The organism is Companilactobacillus halodurans, assembly GCF_009600985.1.
GTDB lineage: Bacteria > Bacillota > Bacilli > Lactobacillales > Lactobacillaceae > Companilactobacillus > Companilactobacillus halodurans.
This window is the reverse complement of record NZ_VDFP01000006.1, coordinates 1-25,524: the sequence shown is the minus strand read 5'-3', so window position 1 is coordinate 25,524 and position 25,524 is coordinate 1. Positions and strand designations below refer to the sequence as shown.

At 34.9% G+C, this 25,524-nt stretch carries 20 protein-coding genes and 1 tRNA gene; 18 read left to right on the top strand and 3 right to left on the bottom strand.

Annotation, left to right across the window (positions count from 1 at the left end):
* Positions 1 to 173 precede the first annotated feature (173 nt).
* Positions 174 to 455 carry a hypothetical protein gene (locus FHL06_RS04200; RefSeq protein WP_153384994.1) on the bottom strand — a complete coding sequence of 94 codons (282 nt, stop codon included), beginning with the start codon at positions 453 to 455 and terminating at the stop codon, positions 174 to 176.
* Positions 456 to 691: 236 nt separating this feature from the next.
* Between FHL06_RS04200 and FHL06_RS04195 the strand changes: the two genes are divergently transcribed.
* From FHL06_RS04195 to FHL06_RS14900, 7 genes are all read left to right on the top strand, one after another.
* Positions 692 to 1,813 (top strand): hypothetical protein, encoded by a 1,122-nt coding sequence (locus FHL06_RS04195; RefSeq protein WP_153384993.1) that lies wholly within the window; start codon positions 692 to 694, stop codon positions 1,811 to 1,813.
* 13 nt (positions 1,814 to 1,826) lie between these two features.
* The gene (gene wsfD, locus FHL06_RS04190; protein WP_153384992.1) at positions 1,827 to 3,317 is read left to right on the top strand and encodes a glycan biosynthesis hexose transferase WsfD; all 1,491 of its coding nucleotides are present in this window, start codon (positions 1,827 to 1,829) and stop codon (positions 3,315 to 3,317) included.
* Complete coding sequence (locus FHL06_RS04185) at positions 3,304 to 4,866, top strand: hypothetical protein (protein WP_153384991.1); 1,563 nt, start codon at positions 3,304 to 3,306, stop codon at positions 4,864 to 4,866. Before wsfD ends, FHL06_RS04185 begins: the two co-directional genes overlap by 14 nt.
* A gap of 49 nt (positions 4,867 to 4,915) precedes the next feature.
* Positions 4,916 to 6,145 carry a glycosyltransferase family 2 protein gene (locus FHL06_RS04180; protein ID WP_153384990.1) on the top strand — a complete coding sequence of 410 codons (1,230 nt, stop codon included), beginning with the start codon at positions 4,916 to 4,918 and terminating at the stop codon, positions 6,143 to 6,145.
* A 19-nt stretch (positions 6,146 to 6,164) separates the two neighbouring features.
* Positions 6,165 to 8,195: a cellulose biosynthesis cyclic di-GMP-binding regulatory protein BcsB gene (locus tag FHL06_RS04175; protein WP_153385072.1), complete on the top strand. Its 2,031-nt coding sequence runs from the start codon at positions 6,165 to 6,167 to the stop codon at positions 8,193 to 8,195.
* Entirely contained in the window at positions 8,182 to 9,036 is an 855-nt protein-coding gene (locus FHL06_RS04170) for a diguanylate cyclase domain-containing protein (RefSeq protein ID WP_153384989.1), read from the top strand. Before FHL06_RS04175 ends, FHL06_RS04170 begins: the two co-directional genes overlap by 14 nt.
* Before the next feature lie 371 nt (positions 9,037 to 9,407).
* Positions 9,408 to 9,533, top strand: a complete 126-nt coding sequence (locus FHL06_RS14900; protein ID WP_272950444.1) for a hypothetical protein — start codon at positions 9,408 to 9,410, stop codon at positions 9,531 to 9,533.
* 133 nt (positions 9,534 to 9,666) lie between these two features.
* Here the strand turns inward: FHL06_RS14900 and FHL06_RS04165 are convergent.
* A tRNA-Gly gene (locus tag FHL06_RS04165) sits at positions 9,667 to 9,737 on the bottom strand.
* Between the two features lie 165 nt (positions 9,738 to 9,902).
* On the opposite strand from FHL06_RS04165, the gene FHL06_RS04160 reads away from it, so the two are divergent.
* The 6 genes from FHL06_RS04160 to FHL06_RS04135 all read left to right on the top strand — a co-directional run bounded on the left by FHL06_RS04160 (position 9,903) and on the right by FHL06_RS04135 (position 17,148).
* The gene (locus FHL06_RS04160; RefSeq protein ID WP_153384988.1) at positions 9,903 to 10,379 is read left to right on the top strand and encodes a hypothetical protein; all 477 of its coding nucleotides are present in this window, start codon (positions 9,903 to 9,905) and stop codon (positions 10,377 to 10,379) included.
* Between the two features lie 458 nt (positions 10,380 to 10,837).
* Positions 10,838 to 12,070 carry an arginine deiminase gene (arcA, locus tag FHL06_RS04155; RefSeq protein ID WP_153384987.1) on the top strand — a complete coding sequence of 411 codons (1,233 nt, stop codon included), beginning with the start codon at positions 10,838 to 10,840 and terminating at the stop codon, positions 12,068 to 12,070.
* Between the two features lie 58 nt (positions 12,071 to 12,128).
* Positions 12,129 to 13,166 carry an ornithine carbamoyltransferase gene (argF, locus tag FHL06_RS04150; RefSeq protein WP_238333961.1) on the top strand — a complete coding sequence of 346 codons (1,038 nt, stop codon included), beginning with the start codon at positions 12,129 to 12,131 and terminating at the stop codon, positions 13,164 to 13,166.
* 161 nt (positions 13,167 to 13,327) lie between these two features.
* A complete protein-coding gene (gene arcC / locus FHL06_RS04145; RefSeq protein WP_153384985.1) occupies positions 13,328 to 14,269 on the top strand; it encodes a carbamate kinase in 942 nt (313 codons plus the stop codon).
* A 251-nt stretch (positions 14,270 to 14,520) separates the two neighbouring features.
* Entirely contained in the window at positions 14,521 to 16,215 is a 1,695-nt protein-coding gene (argS, locus tag FHL06_RS04140; RefSeq protein WP_153384984.1) for an arginine--tRNA ligase, read from the top strand.
* A gap of 12 nt (positions 16,216 to 16,227) precedes the next feature.
* Positions 16,228 to 17,148: a prenyltransferase gene (locus FHL06_RS04135; RefSeq protein WP_153384983.1), complete on the top strand. Its 921-nt coding sequence runs from the start codon at positions 16,228 to 16,230 to the stop codon at positions 17,146 to 17,148.
* 107 nt (positions 17,149 to 17,255) lie between these two features.
* Here FHL06_RS04135 and FHL06_RS04130 read toward each other — a convergent pair whose 3' ends face one another.
* Positions 17,256 to 18,137, bottom strand: coding sequence for an RluA family pseudouridine synthase (locus FHL06_RS04130; RefSeq protein ID WP_153384982.1), 882 nt, complete (start codon positions 18,135 to 18,137; stop codon positions 17,256 to 17,258).
* 92 nt (positions 18,138 to 18,229) lie between these two features.
* On the opposite strand from FHL06_RS04130, the gene FHL06_RS04125 reads away from it, so the two are divergent.
* From FHL06_RS04125 to FHL06_RS04105, 5 genes are all read left to right on the top strand, one after another.
* On the top strand, positions 18,230 to 20,305 hold the full coding sequence (locus FHL06_RS04125) for a PBP1A family penicillin-binding protein (RefSeq protein ID WP_153384981.1): 2,076 nt from the start codon (positions 18,230 to 18,232) through the stop codon (positions 20,303 to 20,305).
* Between the two features lie 9 nt (positions 20,306 to 20,314).
* Positions 20,315 to 20,653, top strand: a complete 339-nt coding sequence (locus FHL06_RS04120) for a YlbF family regulator (protein WP_153384980.1) — start codon at positions 20,315 to 20,317, stop codon at positions 20,651 to 20,653.
* Between the two features lie 67 nt (positions 20,654 to 20,720).
* Positions 20,721 to 21,884: a metallophosphoesterase family protein gene (locus tag FHL06_RS04115; RefSeq protein ID WP_153384979.1), complete on the top strand. Its 1,164-nt coding sequence runs from the start codon at positions 20,721 to 20,723 to the stop codon at positions 21,882 to 21,884.
* 2 nt (positions 21,885 to 21,886) lie between these two features.
* A complete protein-coding gene (locus tag FHL06_RS04110) occupies positions 21,887 to 24,331 on the top strand; it encodes an AAA family ATPase (protein WP_153384978.1) in 2,445 nt (814 codons plus the stop codon).
* Positions 24,312 to 25,250, top strand: coding sequence for a 3'-5' exoribonuclease YhaM family protein (locus tag FHL06_RS04105; protein ID WP_238333960.1), 939 nt, complete (start codon positions 24,312 to 24,314; stop codon positions 25,248 to 25,250). Before FHL06_RS04110 ends, FHL06_RS04105 begins: the two co-directional genes overlap by 20 nt.
* The last annotated feature ends 274 nt before the right edge of the window (positions 25,251 to 25,524 follow it).

Below are 25,524 nucleotides of genomic sequence, written 5' to 3'. Positions count from 1 at the left end.
AAAGACAATTAATGAATAGAGAATTAAATATTTATTTGGATGCTTTTCTCTGGAAATTCATTTTTTTAAATGTTAGTATTTATCGTAATCAAAATTCTGATTACTGCTTTCCCCCCAGAGAGCATAAAGAGCCTCAGCTTAGCTGAGGCTCTTTTTTTGTGCAATTGACTATTTTATTCTCTAGTAAGGCTTAAAACCGCAGAGGCCTTTAGGGAATTTTTATTGTCTTTTCCAATGGTGAGCCAGTCTGCAGCACTGATGAGACCTTCAAGTTTATTTTCTTCATCATCTTCAGTCACTTTACCATCTTCAAAATTGCCTTTGAAAATGCAATCGAGATAGTAGTGATCAGCGTTACTTGCCATTAAAGATGATTGGTATTTCCAAGCGATAATATATGTTTCTTCAGTAATATGGATACTTCTTCCATTAACGAGATTGATATTTAAAGCCATGATACCGCCTCCTTAGTTTGATTATAGCAAAAATTGGTAATTAACTTGTAACTTGAGGAAATTACTTTTAAAAATTGAAATTGAATTAATAAAAGAATAAATTGTTGAAAAATTTAAAAGTTTATTAAAAATATTTTTTCTGAATAGGTTTTGCCGATAGTGTACGGATTGTATATCTAAAAAAAATATTCTGTTATAAGCTGTTAGCTACCAAGAGTTTTTGTGTGAGGTTGAGAATGAAAAGGAAAGTTTTATTAGCTTTATCCTTATTGTTTTTTTTATTAATGAGTGGCTGTATCAATCGAAAAATTGATTACCAGATTCCTACTAGTAAAAGTCAATTTATTCACCAAGGAAATCACAATCGATACCAATCTCAAGAAAAAATGTTAAGAGAGTTTATCGAAAACAAATTAGTTACTAAAAAAGGTATCTACACCAATTTTAAGCAACAAAAAGTCTCAAAAGACTCCGCTAGTGGGCACGAAATGTTGAGCGAGTCATCCGGCCTTTGGTTGGAATATTTAGCTTATACGCATCAATATCAAAAATTTCGTCAGTTTTATCAAGCGACGAAAGAAACTTTTAACCAAAAAACGCAGTTTAGTTACCGTTATGATCCTAAGACTAATAAATTGAATAATGTGAACGCAACTCTGGATGATTTGCGAATAATTCGCGCCTTACAGATTTATGCAGACTTAACGAATAGTAAATCTTTTAAAAAAGAAGCTGCTAAACGATTTGCCATGTTAAAGAAAAATACGATGTCTAATGGTAAAATTGCCAGTTTTTATGACGTGAAATCAAAGGAAGACAGTGCTGAAGGTTCGCTGTCATATTATGACTTAATGACTTTGAAATATTTTGAGTCAGTTTCCAAGAAATCTAAAAAAATGTATCGACAACAATTAGAGGTCGTTGAAAGTGGTTATTTAGGCGATGCCTTTCCACTTTACGCTAATTATTACGACTGGTCCGATAAGTCATACAGTCAGGACAATTTGAATACCTCTGAATCGTTAGAAACAATTTTGCATTTATCTGAGGTTAAGAAGGTTAAAGAGGCTTCACTGAATTGGCTAGAGCATCAAGTGGATAACGATACGCTTTATAATAGTTATTCGGTAAATGGGGGAGTAATCGATAAAGAGCATTCTGCCGGAAGTTATGCCTTAGCTGCGATGATTTTTTCAAGGGAAAATAATTCTAAAATGTATCATCGAGCAATGGGATTGGTTCTTAAATATCAGGTTACCGATAAATCTTCTGCAATTTATGGTGGGATTGGGATTGGCCAAAAAAATGAAGCTTATTCTTACAATAACTTGATGGCATTAATGGCTTCTAAATACTGAGGATTAAATAATTATGAGGGAAAAAGCAAAATATTTATTAACTAAATTTGCTCAAAAAGTTTCACCAGCCACTTTAGCAATCATTTTGATTATTTTGACTAGCAGTTCTTTGTTATTCGTATGGCCAATTCACGGCTTAGCGGATAACGGAAATTTTTATCGAGCAATTGCTGGCAATGGGATTTATCGTTTGCCGACATCATACAGTCAATATAGTGATTATGTCGTTCCTAAATTTGGGCTTTTACAGTACTTTAATGAAAATAAGGTTCAATTATTTTCATCACAAAATTTATTTATTCAATTAGCAATTTTATTGAATAAAATTTTTTACAGTCACACGATTTTTGATATCCGATTCTTGGGCTTTGTCTACTATGTGTTTTATCTTGGGGGAATTTATTTATTTACTAATTCGTTAACAGCCCCCACTCGAAAGTTCAAGAATTATCTGATGGCAATTTTCATTGTCTTTGCATTTGGCGATTCAGCTTTTACGCTTTACTTTAATTCTTTTTTCGCTGAACCGGGAATGCTGATTCTGATGCTTTATCTGTGTGCAGCTATTATTTCTTTAGCAAGAAATATTTACGTTCACCATTGGCCAATGATCACTTTGTTTTTTATCGCTTCAATACTTTTAGTCACGATGGGGTCACAAAATGCAATTTTAGCAATCAGTTTAGCAATTATGGGATTAGGAATAATGTTTTTGCCTAATTTTAAGACACGTCGTTTGGCGGCAGGTTTTGGGATTGTACTGATTTTACTTTCAGGGATAGGAATTTATAAAACTGCTAGTTCTGAGGTTTTTGCGGCTAATGATTATCAAACCTTTACTCATGGGATTCTAGATGAGAATAGCGATCCAACAAAAAAAATCGAAAAAAATGGAATAGATGGTCAATTCGCCTTGATGCGCAATGAACCTTACTATCCAAAGGACTATACGGCTTTAAACCCGAATAGTGAAGATGTTAAGAAAAATTTGATTAAAAAATCTAATTTAAGCTGGGTCATTAAATATTACGCGACTCATTTGAAACAAATGGGAGATTTATTGAACGTTGCTGCAAAAGATTTAACAGCTATTCAGCCAGAATCAGTTGGTAACTATCCAATTGATTCGGGTCATGAGGCTAAAGAACAGGTAACTTATTTTACATTTTATAGTACCTTTTTTTCAGCCTTATTTCCTAGTCGGTATACATTTAATTGTTTAATCGCTGTCGGACTTATTGCCGCTTTTAGCGTAGGTTTTTACAAGGATTTTCGTGCTAAAAGATATCAAGGAATTTTACGGTTGTTCTTGATTATTGGATTGATGACGATTGTCGTAATTGCGCCCATCTTTGCTATTTTGATAGATGGCGATGCCGATTTATCTAGAAGGTTGTTTATGATACCAATTAGTTTAAATATAGCGCTGTTGATTTTTATCAATGATGTTTTCAATCACACATTATGGAATACCGAAGTGGGGGATGGTGTTGTCAGTGAATAGACTAAAACAAATTTTGCTTGCTTTTCTCTTGTCCATTGGGATTATTTTGACATTTGTTTCTTCGCAGACAGTTCGCGCGGATGTGGAAAGTGATCAAGTTTTATTAGTTTATGATTCTTCAAATGAAGCTGAAAATGCTCAAGTAAAAATTGATGCGTTACAACGCAGCTTGACGAGTATGAACCTTTGGGTCAAGACGGTTAATCAAAAAGATTATCAAAAAAATATGTTAAATCAGCATTATTTAGGCGTTATAACGATGATCAATTGGGAACAAGTGGGGTTGCATAATCAAGACTTCATTAAGGATCGAGCTAAGTTTTCAGGAATCAAATTGCATATTGGCAATAATTTAACGGATAGAGAAATTTCTGATTTAGATGTAAAGGTAAAAAGGCTTTATCAACAACAATTGCTTTTAACCAGTGAAGGAAACAAGAAATTGTTGCCATTTAGTCAGAATGTAACGCTCGTAAGTAAAGCAAGTTCGACATCTGACAAAGTTGGAACCTTAAAAACTCAAGATAACCTTACTAGCTATCCCTTTGGGTTTATCAATGGAGAAAGTGGATACTTGCCGTTTTTTTCCGCTAGTGGACTTGAAATGTTGACCCAAGTACAATTTTTAGCCAAATTATTCCATCGAGTTGGGAAATATCACCCTGTGCTAACTTTTACCAATGTTTCACCATATAGCAACTTAGATTACTTAGACGAATTGAGTGATTTTTGCTATCAAAATCAGATACCATTTGCAATCAGTACCGTTTCTGTCAGTAAGAACATTGAAATGAAAGCTTTCTCTCGGTTTACCAAGGTATTACGTAACGTAGAAAATCGTGGAGGAGTAATTTTTCTCCAAATGCCTGAAATGGTAACGACGGCAGATAGCAATGGTGAGATTTTGGAACAGATGATGCGAAAGTATTTGGTTAGTCTGGCGAAAGAGCAAGTTTTTCCAGTAGGGATAAGTGCTAAAGGTTTTTGGAATCAGGATACGATTTTGCGAAGTCACTCTTTGCAATTTTCAGATAATTGGCTGCTATTACCTAATGAATCTAAGCCGCTTCATTTACAAGAAGATAATGATGCACAGGTGGCACGACAAAATCTTTTGGCTCTGCCTGCACAGTCATTAAATAGACTGACGAAAACCCAAGAGACGACCTTTAGTGCCCCAATGGCCTTAACCATTTCAATGCCAAATACTAAGAAGAGCATGCAACAAGCAAAGTCAAAAATTAATAACTTAGATTTGAGCTGGTACGATCCGGTGGCTGACAATTTGCAAACTCGAATTGAAACGGATACGACGGTTGTTGAGTATCGAGGTGGAGATTATTTTGTCAATGGGAAAAGAGAAGCTATTCAAGCGACTAATAAGGTTTTTAATAAGCAATTTTCAGATGGCAAACCCAAGTCGTCGTTTAGTCGCTATTTCCGCATCCAAGGCGATATCTTAACAGTGTTTTTCATTATCATCATGATAATATTCATCGTCTTTATCTTCATTGGACGTAGGATTTATTGGAATAGGTTTAAGCGCTAAAAAAATAGTTAGAGGGGGAATCCTTATCTCAGTTTTAGAATTCTTTTTAATGATTGCAGTACTTTCAATCTGGGGGACATTGGTTGTTAACCTGTTACTGACCGTTGCCGGGTACACCTGGTATTTGCGACATGTTAACCTGGATGATCCCAAACTTCCGAGAAAAATACCATTTGTGAGTATTTTAGTACCGGCGCATAACGAAGGTATTGTCATCGTTAAAACTGTTTTGTCGTTGTTGAGTTTTGATTATCCGCAAGATAAGTATGAAGTTATTGTGATTAATGACAACTCAAGCGACGATTCAAGTGAATTGTTAGGTAATTTGCAACAACAATTTGGAGAAAAAAGATTGCAAGTTATCAATACCGATAACGTCACCGGTGGAAAAGGTAAATCAAATGCTCTGAATATTGGTTTAAGAAGAGCAAAAGGGAGCATTATTTCGATTTATGATGCCGATAATACACCGGAACACGGTGCTTTGAGAATTTTGGTAGCTGAATTGCTATCAAATGATAAATTGGCGGCCGTTATTGGGAAATTTAGGACTAGAAATAAAAATGCTAGTCTGCTAACACGCTTTATCAATATTGAAACACTGTCTTTTCAGTGGATGGCCCAAACCGGACGACAACAATTGTTTAATCTTTGTACGATTCCGGGAACGAATTATGTTATTAGAAGAAACGTTATCGAAAAAGTTGGTGGCTGGGATGTTAAAGCATTGGCTGAAGATACTGAGATCAGTTTTAGGATTTATCAAATGGGTTATCGAATCAAGTTTCAACCTCGGGCTGTCACTTGGGAACAAGAACCACAAACTTTGGATGTATGGTTTCATCAAAGGACGCGTTGGGTCAAAGGAAATATCTACGTTATCTTGAAAAATGCCAAACTATTATTTCAAAAAAAAGGCCGTGTCATTCGTTTTGATTTGATATATTTTCTAACAATTTATTTTCTCTTGATGACATCTCTTTTATTATCGGATGCGGTGTTTGTTTTATCGGTCGCCGGATTGGTTCATTCTAATCTACAAGGTTTCAGTACTTTCTTATGGTTCTTCGCAGTCGTCATGTTTATCGTCAGTACCTTTTTAACGATTACGACTGAAAGAGGAGAGTTAACTTTCAGTAATTTATTACTGATTGTCTACATGTATTTAGTTTATAGTCAAATGTGGCTTGCAGTTGCAGCTTACGGAATGGTGGGGTATATTCGTGAACAAGTATTTCATAAACAAGCAAAATGGTATAAAACTAAGCGTTATAAATAAAGTTTTGATTTCTCTTCTGATGCTTTTTGCAGTCTATTGTGCAACGTCAGAGACAACAGTTAAAGCTGAAGATGATCAAACTTACACGCAGCAATTTCAAAATAATATTATGACAATTTCTGGCAAATCTGTGGAAACTGATATGTACTTTAATAAAATGGATTATTGGCAAGTTGATAAAGCAACATTTAATTTCAACTATCAAGTTTCACAATTGGCTAATAGTCAAGCATCTGATATTACAGTGTCGTTAAATGGCGTTAAATTTTATTCATTTAGACCGCAGGATTCAACTGGATTTCAAACTGAATCGGTTGATGTTCCCTTAGATTTAATGAACGGCAGCAATAAATTGACAATCAGTGGACAAATTCTAAACCAGGACAATCAAGTGCAAACACCTGCAAATTGGTTAACTGTGGGTAAGGGATCCAATGTTAATTTTGAATATCAATTAGAAGATGCTGATGAAACATTAAGCTCATTTTATAACCATTTCTCTGGGCAAGATACGATTGCACATCAGAATTCGCAAATATTGACAGCCAATAAAGCCTCAGCTGCAGAACTAACTGCGAGTATGGTGGCTTTATCCGGTGAAGCACGAATAATAACGGAGAACAGTCAAATTCCGGTTATTAAATTTGATCAAGCTAAAACTCAGATGGGTGATTACTCTTTAGTAATTTCTAAATATCAACATTTACCTAAACAGTTGAAAAAAGTAATCTCGAAAAAGGATGTCGATGATCAGGCGATAATTAAAACTTACTATGTCAACGGGAAGCATTATCTGATAGCAACCTCGCAAAATGACAAACTCCTTGAAAAAGCGGGTCGCTTTATTGCTAATGAAGAGTTGATGAAGCAAACCAATAAAGATACGGAAGTTATTACCAATGAAACTGATACGTTGACTTCAACGTTGCATGACAACGGAGTGAGGCATTTAACCACAACGCCAGAGCGAATGGAAGGTGCTGGTCACAAGGAAACTAGCTACTTAGTGCAATTGCCAAATGATCGGATAAACGCTAATGGTTCAAAGATTCAATTGCATTTTAATTACAGTAAGAACCTTGATTTTAGTCGGTCCTTAGTGACCGTTTATGTTAATCAGACTGTAATTGGCAGCAGCAAGCTCCTTAGCAAAAAAGCTAATAATGATTCGATTACAGTTGATGTGCCAAAGAATTTAGTTTTGGGCAGCAGCTTTACAGTTCGAGTAGCTTTTGATTTGGATTTGAAAGGTAATTCTGAAGCTGACAGTGGCAATACGCCTTGGGCTCAAGTTAATCCACAGTCGAAAATGTTGATTAAGTCGCAACGAAATAACGATTTACTCTTTAGCAATTACCCATCGCTTTTTATTAAAGATGAGACTTATGATCATTTGGCCGTGGTCGTCCCTAAAAAGCTCAGTGGAAATGATTTTAAGGCTTTGACTAATATCTTTAATTTGATTGGTAATTTTGCTAAGAGCAATACTGGTGAAATTAAGTTTTACAATGAGATACCCAATCAAAATGTCTTAAAAAATAGCAATGTAATCGTCATTGGAACTCCCCAAAATAATCAGATGATCAAAGAACTGAATTCTCATCTTTATTTTAAATATACCGATGATTTCAAACGAATCGCCGCCAATGAAAAGATGAGTCTTGAACAAGATTATGGGAGAAATATTGGGACTGCTCAATTATTGCGTTCGCCTTATAACGATAAACGAGGCATGTTAGTAGTAACAGGTGCCACGACTAATGACGTTTATTTAGCATCGACCCAAATTAATTTTCAAAATAACGTTCAAAAATACAATGGGGATGCCATCGTGGTCGATATGAATAATGGACATTTTGGCTATCGATTCAAAAAGAATAAAGCTATTGATAAGAATCTAATGACAAAGAGACAGATTACAAAAAATTCACAGTTGATTATTTATCTGGGAATTGCTGTATTAATTATTATTTTGATTGGTTTCGGTGTAATTTTAACGCTCCACAAACAGGGATTTTTGAATGGAGGTAATCGCAATGGAAAATCATGATGCTAAAAATTCATTGTATGAGGACATTGGACTGTTGCTTTTCCTAACTTTATTCAGTGCTGCTGCAATATTGATGGTATTGAGTGGAAATATTTTATTAAATGTAATTTATCTATTCTGCACGATTTTGTTATTGATGATTACTTATTTCTTTGGTATCTTGCCGAGTTTGATTGCCAATATTATTTTTATTTGTATTCAGGTAGTCATTATGGTTTATCAGTACGTAACTTCAATTACTCATATACCATGGCAACTGAGTTTTTGGATGTTGATTCCAATTTTGATGTCGTTAGCACTGTACTCAATGACCCAAAATCAAGTAGCTTTACAAAAAGCTAATCGAGAATTAAGAACTACCTTAGTGGAACGTGGCGCATTTGATGAACAGACCAATTTGCGAACAACGGTAGCTTATATTGAAGATATTGCTGTATTTGCGGAAACTAATCGTCGCTTTAAGATTCCAGTAGCTACGGCAATCATTAAGATTCGCTACTTTAATGATTTGAAACGAATGATGAGTGCGCAACAATTAAGACAACTTTTACAATTGACTTCTGATGCCATTAAAGAAAAAACGAGAAATAATGATATTACGTATCTATTAGATAATGAAGATCCAACTTGGGCAATCCTGCTCTATACCGATGATAAAGGAGCTGACATTGCTACTAAAAGGATTGAAGAAGGCTTTGAAAAACGGCTTGAGGAAGATTCATCATTAAATAATTTGGCGATTTCAATGAAAGTCGGAATCGCACTTTGGAATGGGGAAACAATGAAAACTCCATATGATTTGATGAATGAAGGGATTCATGAAACTCAATATGATGTTTAAAAAAAGCTCTGACAATTTGTCAGAGCTTTTTGTTAGTGATTTATGATAAGTAAAAAAATCGCAAAAAAGACAATATCCAGAATGGCCGACCATTCGTACCATTTATCTGGCTTTTTAAATTCTACAGCGTTGTGGCCTCTCTTATGAAAGTACCACGACGGATATTCTTTTTTGGACATATTCTTCATTTTGCATCTTCTCCTTATTCTCTGGTTTCATTATATCTAGAATTGGATAAATTTGCCACCGTAACAAATCAAAATATCATTAAAGATTAAAAAGAAAGGGCTTGCATTTTAATAAATAAGGAATATAATTTCATTTATTATCCGTTGAGCAATATTAAGAAATAAGTAGATGGAGGTAAACAAATGAAATATCGTGTAGAATTAAATACTAAATCTCAATTGTTTACTGTCGAAGATAAAAACAAACATGTTTTTGCTGATGGTAAAACAATTGAAGAAGCAGTAAAAAAACTCAAAACAGTTTCCTAAAAAGCTTAAGCAAAAAGACATCGCCATTTGGGGATGTCTTTTTAATTTGAATCATTGTTTGAATCATTAAATGAAAATAAAAAAGCCATCAATCTAAAAAGATTGACGACATTTATTAAAGGAAATTGCTTCAAGCGAACTACGAGAATCGAACTCGCGACACTAGCTTGGGAAGCTGGTATTTTACCATTAAACTAAGTTCGCACTTTACACCCCTCTTATTATACAATAAATTTTTCCAAAAAGATAAGATTTGTTTAAAAAAGTTGTCATAATTTACAATATAAATTGATTTTTAGTTTTCATTACCATAGAATCAAGGTTGACGATAGATTTCTATCAATAAATTGCATCAAGGAGAAGATTATAATGAAAAAAACATTGGTTACTTTAATGGCCGCTGTTTCATTAATGGGTGGTTTTGCTACTGTTGCTACTGGTTGTTCCAATACTGCTACTAAGCAAGTTGAACAACATTCTGCAAAGAAAATTACAAAGAGCGAAGTTAAGAATCAAGATTATGTTGGTGTTAGCAAAGATAATAAGAACGAATACATCACCTTCTTCACTGGTAAAGACAAAAAGACAGTTCAATTTGTCCGTGTTAATAAAGATGGCTCCAAGAAAGTTATTACTGATTTCAAGAAAGCTAAGTTAGTTCTTAATAAAAAGAACCACAAGAAATTCAAGATTGATGGATTTAGAGTTATCAAGGAACCTGATTTTGACTGGAATTTTGTAAAGGTTGGCAAGACAACTATTAAATCTTCTGATGGCAAACAATGGAAATTATATAATGGATCACACAAGCAAGCAGTTAAAGCTGCTCAAAAGAATGCAAAATAATCATGAAAAGGCCGGAAGTTAAATTTCGGCTTTTTTTATTCATCAAGTTTTACATAAAATAAAGCTTAAAAATTATTTTTAAAAATAGATTTAAAAAAGGTTTATTTAAGTTCAAAAGTCTTTTATTTCAAAACAAAGAATTTTCATCGTATTTGATGGAGATTCTTTTTTTGTAAATAATTGCTCTTTTAAATGAGTATAAAATTAACTTTTTAAACATTTCTGAAAACAATTTTAGAATTATTTGTCAAGCAAAAATATTTTTAAAAATTTAATTTTAATCATATTTTCTTTAATCATTAAGATAAGTTGATAAGAGCGATAAAGGATTGAACTTTTTTCAAGATTAAAATTATAGAAATAAAAAGAAACTAGCTTATGAAACCGCTTGCAAATATAACTTTGGTTCTTTATAGTGAGGTTTGGTAACGAAATTTAAAATTGGGGAGTGATTTTTTATGACTATGCCAATCCATGTTACTTCAGAAATTGGAAAATTGGATGTAGTAATGTTGAAACGTCCCGACCACGAAGTAGAAAACATTACGCCTGATACAATGCCCCGACTATTGTTCGATGACATCCCATATTTGCCAATTGCTCAAAAAGAACATGACCATTTTGCTCAGATTTTACGTGACAATGGAACAGAAGTTTTGTACTTGGAAAATCTGGCAGCAGAAGCAATCGATGCTGGAAATATTAAAGAAGCATTTGTAGAAAAAATGCTTCGCGAGTCGGATTATGCACAAGGAGCCGATCATGATGCCTTGAAAGAATATCTGATGAGTTTAGATACTAAAGCGATGGTTAACCAATTGATGATTGGTATCAGAAAGAGCGATATTGACTTTATCCCGACAGACTTAGTCAGTGCCGCTGAAGATAACGATTATCCATTTTATCTCGATCCAATGCCTAACCTTTACTTTACTAGAGATCCAGCAGCTTCGATCGGCGATGGCTTAAGTATCAACCATATGACCTATCCTGCTAGACAACGCGAATCAATGTTCATGGAAGTAATTATCAAATATCATCCTCGCTTTGCCAATAAAGGATTGCATATCTGGCGTGATAGAAATCACACGCACCGAATTGAGGGTGGAGATGAATTGGTCTTAAGCGACCACGTCTTGGCAATCGGAGTTTCTCAAAGAACCTCAGCAACAGCTATTCAAGATATTTCTCGAAATCTTTTTAAAGATAGCAATTACGATACGGTTATTGCTATCAAAATTCCGCATAACCATGCAATGATGCACTTAGATACCGTCTTTACAATGATTAATTACGATCAATTTACTGTTCATCCAGGTATCTTAGGCGAAGGCGGCAAAATTGATACTTGGACCATTCATCCTGGAAAAGATAATGAATTGACTTTTGAACATAATCAAGATTTAAAAGCCGTTTTGAAAAAAGAACTTGGTTTAGACGATCTGGACTTAATCCCAACAGGAAACGCAGATCCAATCATTGCTCCAAGAGAACAGTGGAATGATGGCTCAAATACTTTAGCAATTGCTCCTGGAGTAGTAGTTACATACGATAGAAATTATGTTTCTAACGAAATCCTTAGAAAACATGGCTTAAAAGTTTTAGAGACAGTTTCAAGTGAATTGTCTCGTGGTCGTGGGGGTCCTCGCTGCATGAGCATGCCATTAGTTCGTGAAGATTTGAAAAAATAAAAGGCACATGAAAAAATTGTGATAGACTAATTTTAATTCACAATTAGGAGGAATGATTTTGGACTATAAAGGTAAAGAAACTTCAGTATTTCAAGGTAGAAGTCTTTTAGCAGAAAAAGACTATACGCCTGAAGAATTAGAATATTTAATCAATTTTGCAATTCATTTGAAGGCTCTTAAGAAAAAGGGCATTCCTCATCATTACCTAGAAGGTAAAAATATTGCCTTACTATTTGAAAAAAATTCAACCCGGACACGTTCAGCTTTTACAACAGCTGCGATTGACCTTGGTGCACACCCTGAATTTTTGGGTGCCAATGATATTCAATTAGGTAGTAAAGAAAGTGTCGAAGATACGGCTCGTGTATTGGGAAGCATGTTTGATGCTATTGAATTTAGGGGATTCTCACAAAAAACAGTCGAGGATTTAGCCAAATATTCTGGCGTTCCCGTTTGGAATGGTCTAACTGACCAATGGCATCCCACACAAATGTTGGCTGACTTTATGACAATGAAAGAAACCTTTGGCAGTCTAAAGGGCAAGACCTTAACATTTGTTGGCGATGGTCGTAATAACATGGCCAATAGTTTTCTAGTTACCGGTTCAATGCTCGGCGTAAATATTCATATCGTTGCTCCTAAAGAATTATTCCCTGATCAAAAAGTCGTTGATATTGCTCAAAAATATGCTGATGAATCTGGCAGCAAATTCTTGATTACTGATGATATTGAAAAGGGCGTCAAAGGCACTAACGTTATTTATACTGATGTTTGGGTATCAATGGGTGAAGAGAGCCAATGGGAAGAAAGAATCAAGCTTCTCAAACCATATCAAGTAAATATGGATATGATAAAAAAAGCCGGTCAACCTGACGACCAGATCATCTTTATGCATTGTTTGCCTGCCTTCCATGATACAAATACGAAGTATGGACAAAATATTAAGAATAAATACGGTTTAAGCGAGATGGAAGTAACAGATGAAGTTTTCAGAAGCAAATATGCTCGTCAATTTGAAGAAGCGGAAAACAGAATGCACTCTATCAAAGCCATTATGGCAGCAACTTTAGGCAATTTGTTTATTCCTAAAGTTTAAAGTTATTAAAGAAGGGTCTAGCGTATCGTTAGGCCCTTTTTTATCGAAAGTTAAAGACAATTTCTTAGGAGAGATTAAATAGCATTTTTGTAAAAATTGGTGTATCCAAAAATTGCATCATCTAGAGTAAACAAAATTTCAAAGTTTTAGGAGAGGTAACTATGACTAAAGAACGTGTTGTTGTGGCTTTAGGCGGCAATGCTATTTTAAGTAAAGATGCTAGTGCAAAAGCTCAGCAAAAAGCAGTCATGAAGACGAGTGAATCGCTCGTGGAATTTGTTAAAAATGATCAAGATTTAATTATTACGCATGGAAACGGTCCGCAAGTAGGGAATCTATTGTTGCAACAGGCAGCCGCCAATAGTAAAAAAAATCCAGCTTTGCCGTTAGATACTTGTGGCGCTATGACCCAAGGAAGTATTGGTTACTGGTTTCAGAATGCTATGAAAGAAGTTTTATTAAAAAATGGTATCAATAAGCAGGTAGTCACATTAGTTACGCAAACAATCGTAGATAAAAATGATCCAGCTTTCAGTAATCCATCAAAACCAATTGGTCCATTTTATGATAAAGGCGAACTCAATCAATTGCGTCAGGAACATCCTGATTGGACGATAGTCGAAGATTCTGGACGGGGTTATAGAAGAGCCGTACCCTCTCCAAAACCGGTGGAAATCAACGAATATCCGGCAATTGAAGCTATTTCCAATTTAGGAGTGATTCCAATCGTTGCTGGCGGTGGCGGAATACCAGTCGTTAAAGATGGCAATCGTTTGATTGGTCAAGAAGCTGTGATTGATAAGGACTTTGGTGCTTCAAAAATTGCTCAATTAGTTAAGGCAGATAAATTGTTTATTTTGACTTCTGTGGGGGGAGTTTTCTATAATTTTGGTAAACCAAATCAAAAAGAAATTTTTGACGTAACAGCTGATGAGATTCAAAAACACATTGATAACCATGAATTTGCTAAAGGCAGCATGATGCCTAAAGTTCAAGCGGCAGTTGCTTTTGTCAAAGCATCTGGCAAACCGGCAGTTATTGGTGCCTTGGATGATGTTAAGGAAATCATCGCTGGAAATAAGGGCACTGTTATTCACAAATAATGATTGTTATTGTGATTTTTATGTGCTATCATACTTGTGCAAAAGAAGGAATAATTGATCAAAAGATTTTAAGCGAGGCCATGTTTTGGTGAGAGTTGGCTATTTCAAAGATTGAGTCGCACCTTCTTATAAAAACAAATAATTCAATTAATGAGTGGATATTAATCAATTAGAGTGGTACCGCGGGAAATCTCGTCTCTTTCAATATGTTTATTGGAAGAGGCGTTTTTTTTATCTAAAGGAGGATAAATATGGATTTTAAAAAACAAGTAGTAGATACACTAGTTAAAGTTTTACCAGAAGAAATAACTGAGGAACAAGTTAACAAATTAATCGAAAAGCCTAAGACATCAGAACTTGGTGATTATGCTTTTCCAACATTTATCTTAGCTAAGTCATTGCACAAAAATCCTAAGATGATTGCTGAAGAGTTGGTTGAAAAAATTGATACAACTGGTTTTGAAAAGGTTGTTAACACTGGTGCCTACATTAACTTCTTCTTAGATAAAAAAGCATTTTCAAATGATGTTATCAATGAAGTTTTAACAAAAAATACTGATTACGGTAATGCTGATGAGGGTAAAGGACGCAATGTTCCTATCGATATGTCATCGCCTAATATTGCAAAGCCAATGTCAATGGGTCACTTACGTTCAACCGTTATTGGTAATTCAATTGCCAAAATTATTAGTAAGTTAAATTACAATCCAGTTAAAATCAACCACTTGGGTGACTGGGGAACACAATTTGGTAAGTTGATCGTTGGATATAAACTATGGGGTTCAGTTGAAGAAGTTGAAGCTGATCCTATCAATAATCTCTTGAAATATTATGTACGTTTCCATAAAGAAGCTGAAGAAAAGCCAGAATTAGACGACGAAGCTCGTGCTTGGTTTAGAAAGATGGAAGAAGGGGACAAAGAAGCCTTGTCTCTTTGGACATGGTTCAAGGAATTGTCTCTTAAGGAATTCCAAAAGATTTATGATCGTTTGGATGTTAAATTCGACCACTTCACTGGTGAATCATTCTACAACGACAAGATGGATGCTATCGTTGATACGCTTGAAGAAAAAGGCTTGCTTAAAGAAAGTCGTGGAGCTGAAATCGTTGATCTTTCTGAATATGACTTATCGCCAGCTTTGATTAAGAAAACTGACGGTGCCACACTTTATATCACGCGTGATTTGGCTGCTGCCAAGTATCGTAAAGATACCTTTGACTTTGTGAAATCACTTTATGTCGTTGGTAGCGAACAAGCAGAGCATTTTGCTAAATTAAAGATTGTACTTAAGAAAATGGGTTACGACTGGTCAGATGATATCGACTACATTCCATTTGGCTTGATTACTACTGGTGGCAAGAAGCTTTCAACTCGTTCTGGACGTGTTATCTTGCTTGAAAATGTCCTAAATGATGCAGTTGATCTTGCTAAGAAACAAATCGAAGAGAAAAATCCTAATTTGAAAGATAAAGAAGCTGTCGCTGAAGCAGTTGGTGTCGGTGCGGTTGTCTTCCATGATTTGAAGAATGACCGTCGTGATAGTTTTGACTTCAATCTTGAAGATGTTGTTCGTTTTGAAGGTGAAACTGGTCCTTACGTTCAATATACTAATGCTCGTGCTTTAAGTATTTTGAGAAAATCAGGAGTTTCTGATTACGAATCAATCAGCAATCACGCAATTTCAGATCCAGAAGCTTGGGACACAATTAAGATGTTGCAAAACTTCCCAGCTGTTGTTGAGCGTGCTTCTAACACATATGAACCATCAGTTGTTGCTAAATATGTTTTGAAATTAGCTAAGAGCTTCAACCAATACTATGCCCACAGTAGAATCCTCGCTGACGACGATGACTTGAAGGCTAGACTTTCATTAGTTAAAGCAGTTTCAATCGTCTTGCAAATGTCACTGGGTCTACTTGGCGTTAAGGCTCCTGAAGAAATGTAGGGTGAATTCGTTTTGAATCAAAAACTTTTTAGCGAACTTTCGGAAATAAAAACAACCACGCTAGATTTAGCCTGGTTGTTGCTCGCAATCTGTTTTATTTATTTAAACTATGGAACCTTCAATATTTTATACGGTATTTTAGGATTCGTGACGGTTTTCTTTATCCATTTATTTATCAATTTTCATAATAATTATATGGATTATCGAAACTCTCATGATGAAGAATATCGTGAAAAAATCAGTACTATCGGCATTAATCGTGAATCACTGGCAATAGTCAAAAAATGGATGTACGGTTTGGCCATTTTTCCATTAGTAATTGGGGCTTTTCTGGTTTATCAGACCGATTGGATAACTTTGATGATTGGTATCATTGGAGTTTTGGTCGGTTTGTTATATTCGGCAGGTCCTAAGCCGCTTAATTCCACTATGTTTGGTGAAATCGTGGTGGCTATTGCCATTAGCCAGTTGATTCCAATAGCCTACTCCTATCTAGGGCTATTTGGATCAGGTAGATTTGATTCTAGCACAGCCATCTCGGTAATCTTGGTTAGTTTACCAAATACCTTTGCCTTCTTTTGTGCAGAGTTAAGCAATGGCACCTGCGACTTAGAAGCAGATCTAAAAAATGGTCGTAACACATTGGTTAGTAAAGTAGGAAAAGCCAATGCATTGAGTTTATTTAAAGCTAGCTGGGCTTTAGCTTTTATGTTGATACCCATCCTAGCTTTGTTGAAAGTAACGCCTTATATTACCTTAATAGAAGTGTTGCTTTATCCAAATATTTGGGACGATCTTCGTCCTTACTTAAAGGAACAAGTTAAGACAAAGACGTATCCTTTAGTTATTAAAGCTGTAAGTAAATTCTCTGTGACATATATTTTATTGATTGCTGTCGGGGCAATCATTAAATTAATTACAGTAAAATTTTAATTGCAGTTTTCCACAGAAAGAGTTAAAAAAATCACTCCTAAAACTTCTTTCTGAAGATAAAAGAAGAGCTCACCTAATTGTCGGGATTAGGTGAGCCTTTTTGGTTGCTAAAAATAAGCACATACTAAATTATACATATTTTTTGATGGTTTTGCTGAAATTATTTTTAATTCATTGGTAAAGGGTTCTCTAAAAACCAATTTGTGGGCAAATAGTAAAAGTTGGCCTGTCTTTTTTGAAGAGTTATATAGCGGATCATTAACGATAGGCCAATTATTATATGCCAAATGAACACGTAGCTGGTGAGTTCTTCCTGTCAAAAGGTTTAATTGAACTAATGCAAAACGGTCATTCTTGCGTAAGACTTTATATTTGGTGATAGCTTTTAAACCATCAGAAGCGGCCATCCGCTTACGAACGTCGTTGGGGTCTTGCTTGATGGGTAAATTTATTTCTCCACAATTAGGTATAGGAGCATTTAAATCTATAACAGCTAAATATTCCCGAAAGAGCTTTTTGCTGCTGAGTTGTCGATTAAAGATTGGTACCAAATAAGGCGTTTTTGAAATCAAAACAAGTCCGGATGTTTCCATATCGATTCGATGCACCATATAGGGATGACCATTTTTTAAATATGTTTCAACGTCATTCATTAAAGAATCTGATTCAGTTTTTAAATTAGGATGGGTTTTTTTACCAGCTTTTTTATTGACGATTATAATATCGTCATCTTCGTAAACAACGTCGATAGGGTCTTTTCCAGGTAAATAAGTTTGTTTGGTTCGTGGTGGAAAATTGAAAATCAAAGTAATTTTGTCGCCATTTTTCACGATTGTATTGAAAGAATGATAAGTTCCATTGATTAGAACGTCTTGTTGGATACGAAAAAAATGTTGCCATTTTTTAGGAATCAGCCATTTTTTTAATAGCTGTCTAATTGTTAATTTTTCTTGATTCTGCTGGTAATAGGTGATGGTTTTTTGGTACATTTAATTGTTGACTCCTTAATTATTATGGGGGTAATTCAAAAATTGGTTCCATAATGTGATAAAATTTGTTCTTATATAGAGGTATTTAAACGATGAATAATAACAATGGTTTTTGGGATTGGTTAAAGCCCAAATTACTAATTGCGTGGTCTTTTATAAAGAAATATTGGAAAAGATTCCAAATTACACGTTGGTTAGTTTTACTAGTCTTAATAATGATACTAGTTTTAAGCAGTTATTGGACATATAAAGCTAAAACTGCAGATGTTTCTGATTTGGAGTCATCTTTACAGACAAAAACGACTATTTTAGATAAAGATGGCGATAATGCTGGTCAATTGTACGCTAGTAAAGGAACTTATGTTAAGTACAATAAAATTTCAAAGAATATCCAAAATGCTGTTATTTCGACTGAGGATCGAACATTTTGGACTAATCCAGGCTTTAGTATCAAAGGATACGCCAGAGCTGCTTTAGGATATCTAATTCACCATGGCATTACTGGTGGTGGTAGTACTTTAACTCAGCAATTGGCAAAGAACTCGCTCTTAACGCAAAAGCAAACTTTAGCTCGTAAGGGTGAGGAATTATTTTTGTCGATTGAAATCAATCGAATTTATTCCAAGAAACAAATTTTAACGATGTATTTGAACAATGCCTATTTTGGCAATGGCGTCTGGGGCGTTCAAGATGCATCTGAGAAATATTTTGGTGAGGATGCGTCAGATTTGAATCCGGCTCAAGCTGCTGTTTTAGCAGGAATCCTGAAAGCACCTAATACTTATAATCCAATTGATAGTATGAGCAATGCCAAATCTAGACGTAATTTGGTCTTAGATTTGATGGTTGAAAATAAGAAATTGACTGCATCTCAAGCATCATATTACAAGAATACAGCAATTAATTTAGATGATAACTATCAAGTTGCTAGTTCTTACAAATATCCTTATTTCTTTGATGCGGTAATTGATGAAGCCGTCAACAAGTATGGTCTTAAAGAAGACGATATATTGAATAAAGGTTATAAAATTTATACGACTTTGGATCAAAATATTCAAAGTTCAATGCAAAATACTTTTGATAATAGTTATCTGTTCCCAGCTAATGCTAGCGATGGAACGAAGATTCAAGGTGCGTCAGTAGCAGTTGATCCTAAAACTGGTGGCGTCTTGGGCGTTATCGGTGGTCGTGGCGATCACACCTTTAGAGGATTCAACCGGGCAACGCAAATGAAAGAACGTCAGCCTGGATCAACCATCAAGCCATTGGCAGTGTACACTCCGGCTATTGAAAATGGTTATAGCTATGATTCTGAACTTCCAGATGAAATAACTAGCTTTGGTAAAAATAAATATACGCCAACTAATGCTGATGGACTGTATCAAAAGACGATTCCAATGTATAAAGCTTTGACACAAAGTGAGAACGTTCCTGCTGTAGCATTGTTAGATAAAATTGGTGTCAAAAAAGGTGTCAATTCGGTCGAAAACTTCGGTATCAATGTTCATAAGAGCGATCAAAACTTAGCCTTAGCTTTAGGTGGAATGAAATATGGCGTTTCGCCAATGCAAATGGCACGAGCTTACACAGCTTTTGCTAATCAAGGCAAGTTGGCATCAACTCACTTTATTACTAAAATCGTTGATTCGACAGGAACTGTGATTGTTAATAATACTGATACGTCGAATAAACAGATTATCAGTAAAAATACAGCTAAAGAAATGACTAGTATGATGCTTGGAGTTTATAATTCTGGTACTGGTAAAAATGCTAAGCCATCAGGCTACCAAATTGCTGGTAAAACTGGTAGTACGGAAGTGCCTGAATCTTGGGGCTATGCTGGTACTAAGGATCAATGGATGATAGGCTATACGCCTGATGTCGTTGTTTCTAGCTGGATTGGATTTGATAATCCTGATAGTACGCACTTTATTCCAAGCACGAGTGAAGATGGGATGGCAAAATTATTTAAGAGCGAAATGAGCGGTATTTTGCCAGACACCAAGGGAACTAGTTTTGGAGTTAAAGACGCTGCCAAACTTGCTCAAGGCGAAAGTGACGATTCTGATGACAATGATATTACTAAATCTATAAAAGATGGAGTAAATAACGTTAAAGATAAGGCCACAGAATGGTATAATGATATTAAGAATTTTTTTGGTCAATAGGAGGACTTTATGAACATTTACGATAGCGCCAATCAACTCGAACAAGATTTGAGAAAGACAACGGAAGTTGCTGAATTGAAGCTTGCTTTTGAAGCTGTAAAGGCCAACGACTTAGCATACAAGCTTTTCGACAAGGTTCAAAACAAACAATTTGAACTTCAACAAAAACAAATGCAAGGTCAAGAGATTACAGACGACGATGTTAAATCCATGAGAGAATTAACTGACCAACTTTCAAATTACAGTGAAATCCAAAACTTAATGGAAAAAGAGCAAAAGATGAATTCAATGATGGATGAATTGAATAAGATCATTTCAAAGCCTATCGCTGAAATTTATCAAGATTAATAATAAGGATAAGGACTTAGGGCTTAATTAATTTGCTCTGGTCCTTTTCTTTTACGGGAGAGTAGTAATGAAGTTTTTGCATGCAGCTGATTTACATTTAGATACGCCATTTGTTGGTATTAGTAATTTTTCAAAAGATTTGCAAAAAAAATTACAAGAATCAACTTATAAAGCCACTGAAAATTTATTTGAGACAGCTTTGAAAGAAAAAGTTGATTTTGTGATTTTAGCCGGAGATATTTTTGACGATACCGATAGCTCACTAAAAGCGCAGATGTTTTTAAAAGAACAATTTGAAAAATTGAATCAAGCAAATATTAAAGTTTATCTAGTTTACGGTAATCATGATTATTATCGCAATAATTTTGCTGTGGTCGATTTTCCTGAAAATGTCGTTGTCTTTGGTCAAGATGTTACAACAATTGAACAGACAGCTAAAGATGGTCAAAGAGTGGGCATCACTGGATTTAGTTATTATCAACAGCATATTAATCAAAATATTGTTTCAAATTATCCAGCACGTGGCGATTTCGATTATCAAATCGGTATTTTGCATGCAGGCGTCGGCGATGATAATTACGCGCCGTTTCAAATCCAAGACCTCTTAAAAAAAGGCTATGATTATTGGGCTTTAGGACACATTCATAAGCGTGAGATTTTATGCGATTCGCCAGTTATCGTTTATCCTGGAGATATTCAAGGTCGAAATCAAAATGAAACTAGTCCTAAAGGTTTTTATATCGTTGAAGAAACTGACCATAATACGAAGATGAAGTTTGTAAAGTCGAGTATTTATACTTGGGAAAAAGCGGAATTAACGGCTAAAAAAGATGATACTGTCGACTCATTGATTACGAAGATAACTGATTTATTGAGTACTCCTGGCTCGTTAATTACTTTAACGATTAATAATGCTCAGAATTTAAATGACGATGTCGTTAAGACGATTGAACGAAATGAGGTAATGCAACATTTTATTAGTGTTGCTACTCAAGGTATCCTTTATAAAATTTATCTAAAATTTACCGATAATCCACAATTAGCTAAAATAGATCAAAAATATTGGGATCAAGCTAAGTCAAACGTGCCAGATTTAGATAAAATAAAAGATATGGATAGTAAATTATATTCTGAGCCGATTATTCGTGAACATATCAATGATCCAGAGTTCATGAAAAATATTAAGGAACTAACGAGAAATATGATTAATCAAAAATATACTGGAGAATAGTTGTGAAATTAGTTGAAGCAAAGGTATACGGCTTCGGCAAATGGATTGATCAGGAATTTAACTTTGAATCGGATTACCAAGTTATTTTTGGATCAAATGAAGCCGGAAAAACCACATTATTGAATTTTATAAAAAGTATTCTCTTCGGCTTTGCATCAGCTCGGGGAGACAACAAGTATCAACAATATAAACCCAAAAATAGTAGCAATTATGGTGGAGAATTAACATTTGAAGCAAAAGACAAAAGTCATTGGACGGTAAAAAGGGTCGATGGCAAGGGAAATGGCGAGGTCACTTTATTCCATGATGGCCAAGTTGTTCCAGATACTTTGATGGGCCAAATAGTGGGTAATTTTACAAAGGATGACTTTGAAAATACTCATATTTTTGACGATCAGAGTATTCTTTCAATTTATAGTCTGGATGAGAATAAATTAGAAACTGAAATCATGTCGATTGGGGCTGTTGGCAGTAAAGATTGGTTGAAAGCTGCCGATAATTTAAATTCCGATGCGGAAAATATTTATAGACCACGCGGTCAAAAACAGCCTTTAGTCGTGAAATTGAAACGACGCGATAAATTGCTTGAAGAAAAAGCTGAAATTGAAAATCAACAAACAGCTTATCAACGAGTTAAAGACCAGTTAAGTTTGGTCAATCGTGATTTCGATGATAATGAAAGGTTATTGAAACAAGCTGATGAAGCTGAAGATAGCTTGCGTAATTTGGATAAGAAATGGTCCCGTTATGAACAATTTCAAAAAAATAAGCATCCAAATGAAAGCTCTATTCAAATAAGCAACGATGATTGGGAAGAGGTTCTAAAGGCTAATCAAGAACTGAGTACTTTAAAAGAGACGCAAACGACTAATAAGGTTTCGGAATTAAACAACGTCGAGAAAAATATTTTGAAGAATTACAATGCGAATAAAAGTCAACTAGATTATATTCGCAATCAAAAATTTGAATTGCAAAATTTACAATTTCATCGTGACGATATGAATTCCAAATTGTTAAAAGTCGATACTCAAGTTGACCAATTATTTAAGAATCACCCGCAATTAGCTGAAGATATGTTGCCTTTGACCAGTGGTGAATTGGATCAATTGACGCCGCAAACTAATAGTGAAGTTAATATTCCTTTGATAATTTGTGCAGTGGCAATTGTTTTAGCTTTTGTAACAAGTAATCCACTGCGGTTCTTATTCATTGTTGTTGCTGCTTTGAGTGTCTTTTGGTATTGGTATCAAAAGAAAAACTTGGCAGCTAAGAATAATTTAGCTAATTACGCTTTTCTCAAACAAAAGGGCTATGAGAATCTTTCTCGCGAAACCATCATTAATCTTCAGGAAACTGTCATTGCTCTAGACAATTTTCATACGAGTCAACGTGGATTAGTCGATGGCATCAAGTCGATTGAGGTCGATTTGAATAAGTGGCGTAAAATTTTACTTCAGTTGAATGTTTTAGATGAGTCATATAAGTCAGACAAATATAATGAACAAATTGAGAAGTACTTTGCTGAATTGGACCAGATTAAAGCTAAAGCTGATTTGGCACAACAGAATCAAGCCGTCACTCAAGAAATGGCTGATAACAAGACTCAGCATTTAGCAGAACTGAAAACTAAAATTGAACAAATCTTAGCAAAATATAAAATTGTTAATCTGAATTCTTTTGTTCAAATTCACACGCAACAAGTAGAGAATGTTAGGGCAGTAAATCAATTCAAGCAGGATAAAGATTTTCTGGGCAGCGATTTAGCTCAGCTACAAAAATATCCTGACCGAGAAACCCTAAGCAATGAATTGTCTGCAGCAGTTGCAAAGAAAAATGAGCTATCTGATAAAAATAATCAATTGAGTCGTCAGATGGGTTCTCTTAAAGAGCAGATGCAACAGATTTTTGATAATACTCAGTATCAGAGAATCGTTAGTGAATTGGCTCAAAACCAAGAGGATATTTTAGAAAATTATGACGAATGGCTAGCTGAAAAACTTGCGAGCGATTGGATTAAAGAAATGCTCAATATAGCTACGGAAAATCGTTATCCGAAGATGATTCAAAAAGCAACGCAATACTTTGCTCTGTTAACGGATAATAATTACGTTAAAATTGATTTTAATGATAAAGATATTATGATAACTAGCGCAGATAAGAATCTCTTTGATGTGCATGAATTGTCCAAAGCTACAACAATTCAATTGTACTTGTCATTACGTTTAGCATTCGTGACTGAAATATCAGATTTAATCAAGTTGCCAATATTGATTGATGATGCTTTTGTGGATTTTGATATATCACGAACTGAGAACGTCTTTAAATTGATTCAAGAGATTTCTAAGAGCAATCAAGTTATTTACGTTACAGCCAATGAACCAAAAGTACCAATCGATCATATTTTGGAGCTCCAAGGGGGAGAAGAGATTGCCGAAGCATATAATTGATTTTAATAAAGGTGAAAATATGAGTTTGGAAGTTATTATTAAACGTTCAGATTTTCGCCTTGCAAAAAATGGCAAGAACTTTTTGTCATTAGTATTTGAAGATAAATCAGGCCAAATTCCCGGTAAGTATTGGGATGCTAGTGAAGAAGATGCTGAGCACTATCACGTAGGCGCTGTCGTTCAATTAGAGGGTCGTCGTGATTTGTATCAAGGTAAACCGCAAGTAAATATTACTCGCTTGGGGGTACTTGATCCAAAGACAGTTGATATGTCTCAGTTCGTTCAGACTGCACCGATGAAAAGAAAAGATATGGAAGCGGAATTTGATGATGTTTTCTTACAGATAACTAACGGATCTTGGAATCGAATCGTCAGATACCTTTTTAAGAAGTATCATGACCGTTTCTTTACGAGTGCCGCTGCGAAAACTAATCATCATGATTTTCAAGGCGGATTGGCTTATCACACTTTGAGTATGGTTAGAATGGCTGAAAATATTGCAGATCAATATCCTCAAATTAATCGAGCTCTATTGATTGCTGGTGCCTGCTTGCATGATTTTGGAAAAATTATCGAACTAACTGGCAGTCTTGATATCGAGTACACTTTTGAAGGCAATATGTTAGGTCACATTATGATTGTCGATGAAGAAATCGTCAAGGCAGCTTCAGCACTTGATATCAGTTTAGAGAGTGAAGATATGATTCTTTTACGTCATATGATTTTGTCGCATCATGGTCTTTTAGAATATGGCTCTCCAGAACGTCCTAAATTGCTTGAGGCGGAAGTTTTGCACAATATTGATATGATGGACGCTTCAATCAATATGATTACTAAGGCACTTGATAAGACTGAAAAAGGGAAGTTTTCAGAACGAATCTTTGGTTTAGATAATCGTTCGTTTTATAAACATAGTTAACATAAAATTAAAAGAGGTCCGAATTCCAATTGGAATTCGGACCTCTTTTGTTATTGATTCAATTTTTTATTGAACCTTAATTATTTGGTTCTAAACTTTCTGGTGTTGATGAATAAATCAACGCCAGTTTTTTATTCTCTTTTAGATAAAAAAAGAACATCACTGTTCTCGTGTTAAGATTTAAGCAACCAAACCAAATCAAACAGGAGTGAACATGATGTCCCAAGACAATTTTATACTATGTGCATTAGATATAAAAGACGATAATATAAAA

Excerpts from the sequence above, each read along its gene's own strand:
- FHL06_RS04120 (WP_153384980.1), top strand. The coding sequence starts at position 20,315 with ATGAACATTTACGATAGCGCCAATCAACTCGAACAAGATTTGAGAAAG.
- FHL06_RS04170 (WP_153384989.1), top strand. The coding sequence starts at position 8,182 with ATGGAAAATCATGATGCTAAAAATTCATTGTATGAGGACATTGGACTG.
- argS (WP_153384984.1), top strand. The coding sequence starts at position 14,521 with ATGGATTTTAAAAAACAAGTAGTAGATACACTAGTTAAAGTTTTACCA.
- FHL06_RS04175 (WP_153385072.1), top strand. The coding sequence starts at position 6,165 with ATGCTTTTTGCAGTCTATTGTGCAACGTCAGAGACAACAGTTAAAGCT.
- FHL06_RS04130 (WP_153384982.1), bottom strand. The coding sequence starts at position 18,137 with ATGTACCAAAAAACCATCACCTATTACCAGCAGAATCAAGAAAAATTA.
- FHL06_RS14900 (WP_272950444.1), top strand. The coding sequence starts at position 9,408 with ATGAAATATCGTGTAGAATTAAATACTAAATCTCAATTGTTTACTGTC.
- arcC (WP_153384985.1), top strand. The coding sequence starts at position 13,328 with ATGACTAAAGAACGTGTTGTTGTGGCTTTAGGCGGCAATGCTATTTTA.
- FHL06_RS04125 (WP_153384981.1), top strand. The coding sequence starts at position 18,230 with ATGAATAATAACAATGGTTTTTGGGATTGGTTAAAGCCCAAATTACTA.
- FHL06_RS04115 (WP_153384979.1), top strand. The coding sequence starts at position 20,721 with ATGAAGTTTTTGCATGCAGCTGATTTACATTTAGATACGCCATTTGTT.
- FHL06_RS04195 (WP_153384993.1), top strand. The coding sequence starts at position 692 with ATGAAAAGGAAAGTTTTATTAGCTTTATCCTTATTGTTTTTTTTATTA.
- FHL06_RS04160 (WP_153384988.1), top strand. The coding sequence starts at position 9,903 with ATGAAAAAAACATTGGTTACTTTAATGGCCGCTGTTTCATTAATGGGT.
- FHL06_RS04180 (WP_153384990.1), top strand. The coding sequence starts at position 4,916 with ATGATTGCAGTACTTTCAATCTGGGGGACATTGGTTGTTAACCTGTTA.
- wsfD (WP_153384992.1), top strand. The coding sequence starts at position 1,827 with ATGAGGGAAAAAGCAAAATATTTATTAACTAAATTTGCTCAAAAAGTT.
- arcA (WP_153384987.1), top strand. The coding sequence starts at position 10,838 with ATGACTATGCCAATCCATGTTACTTCAGAAATTGGAAAATTGGATGTA.
- FHL06_RS04200 (WP_153384994.1), bottom strand. The coding sequence starts at position 455 with ATGGCTTTAAATATCAATCTCGTTAATGGAAGAAGTATCCATATTACT.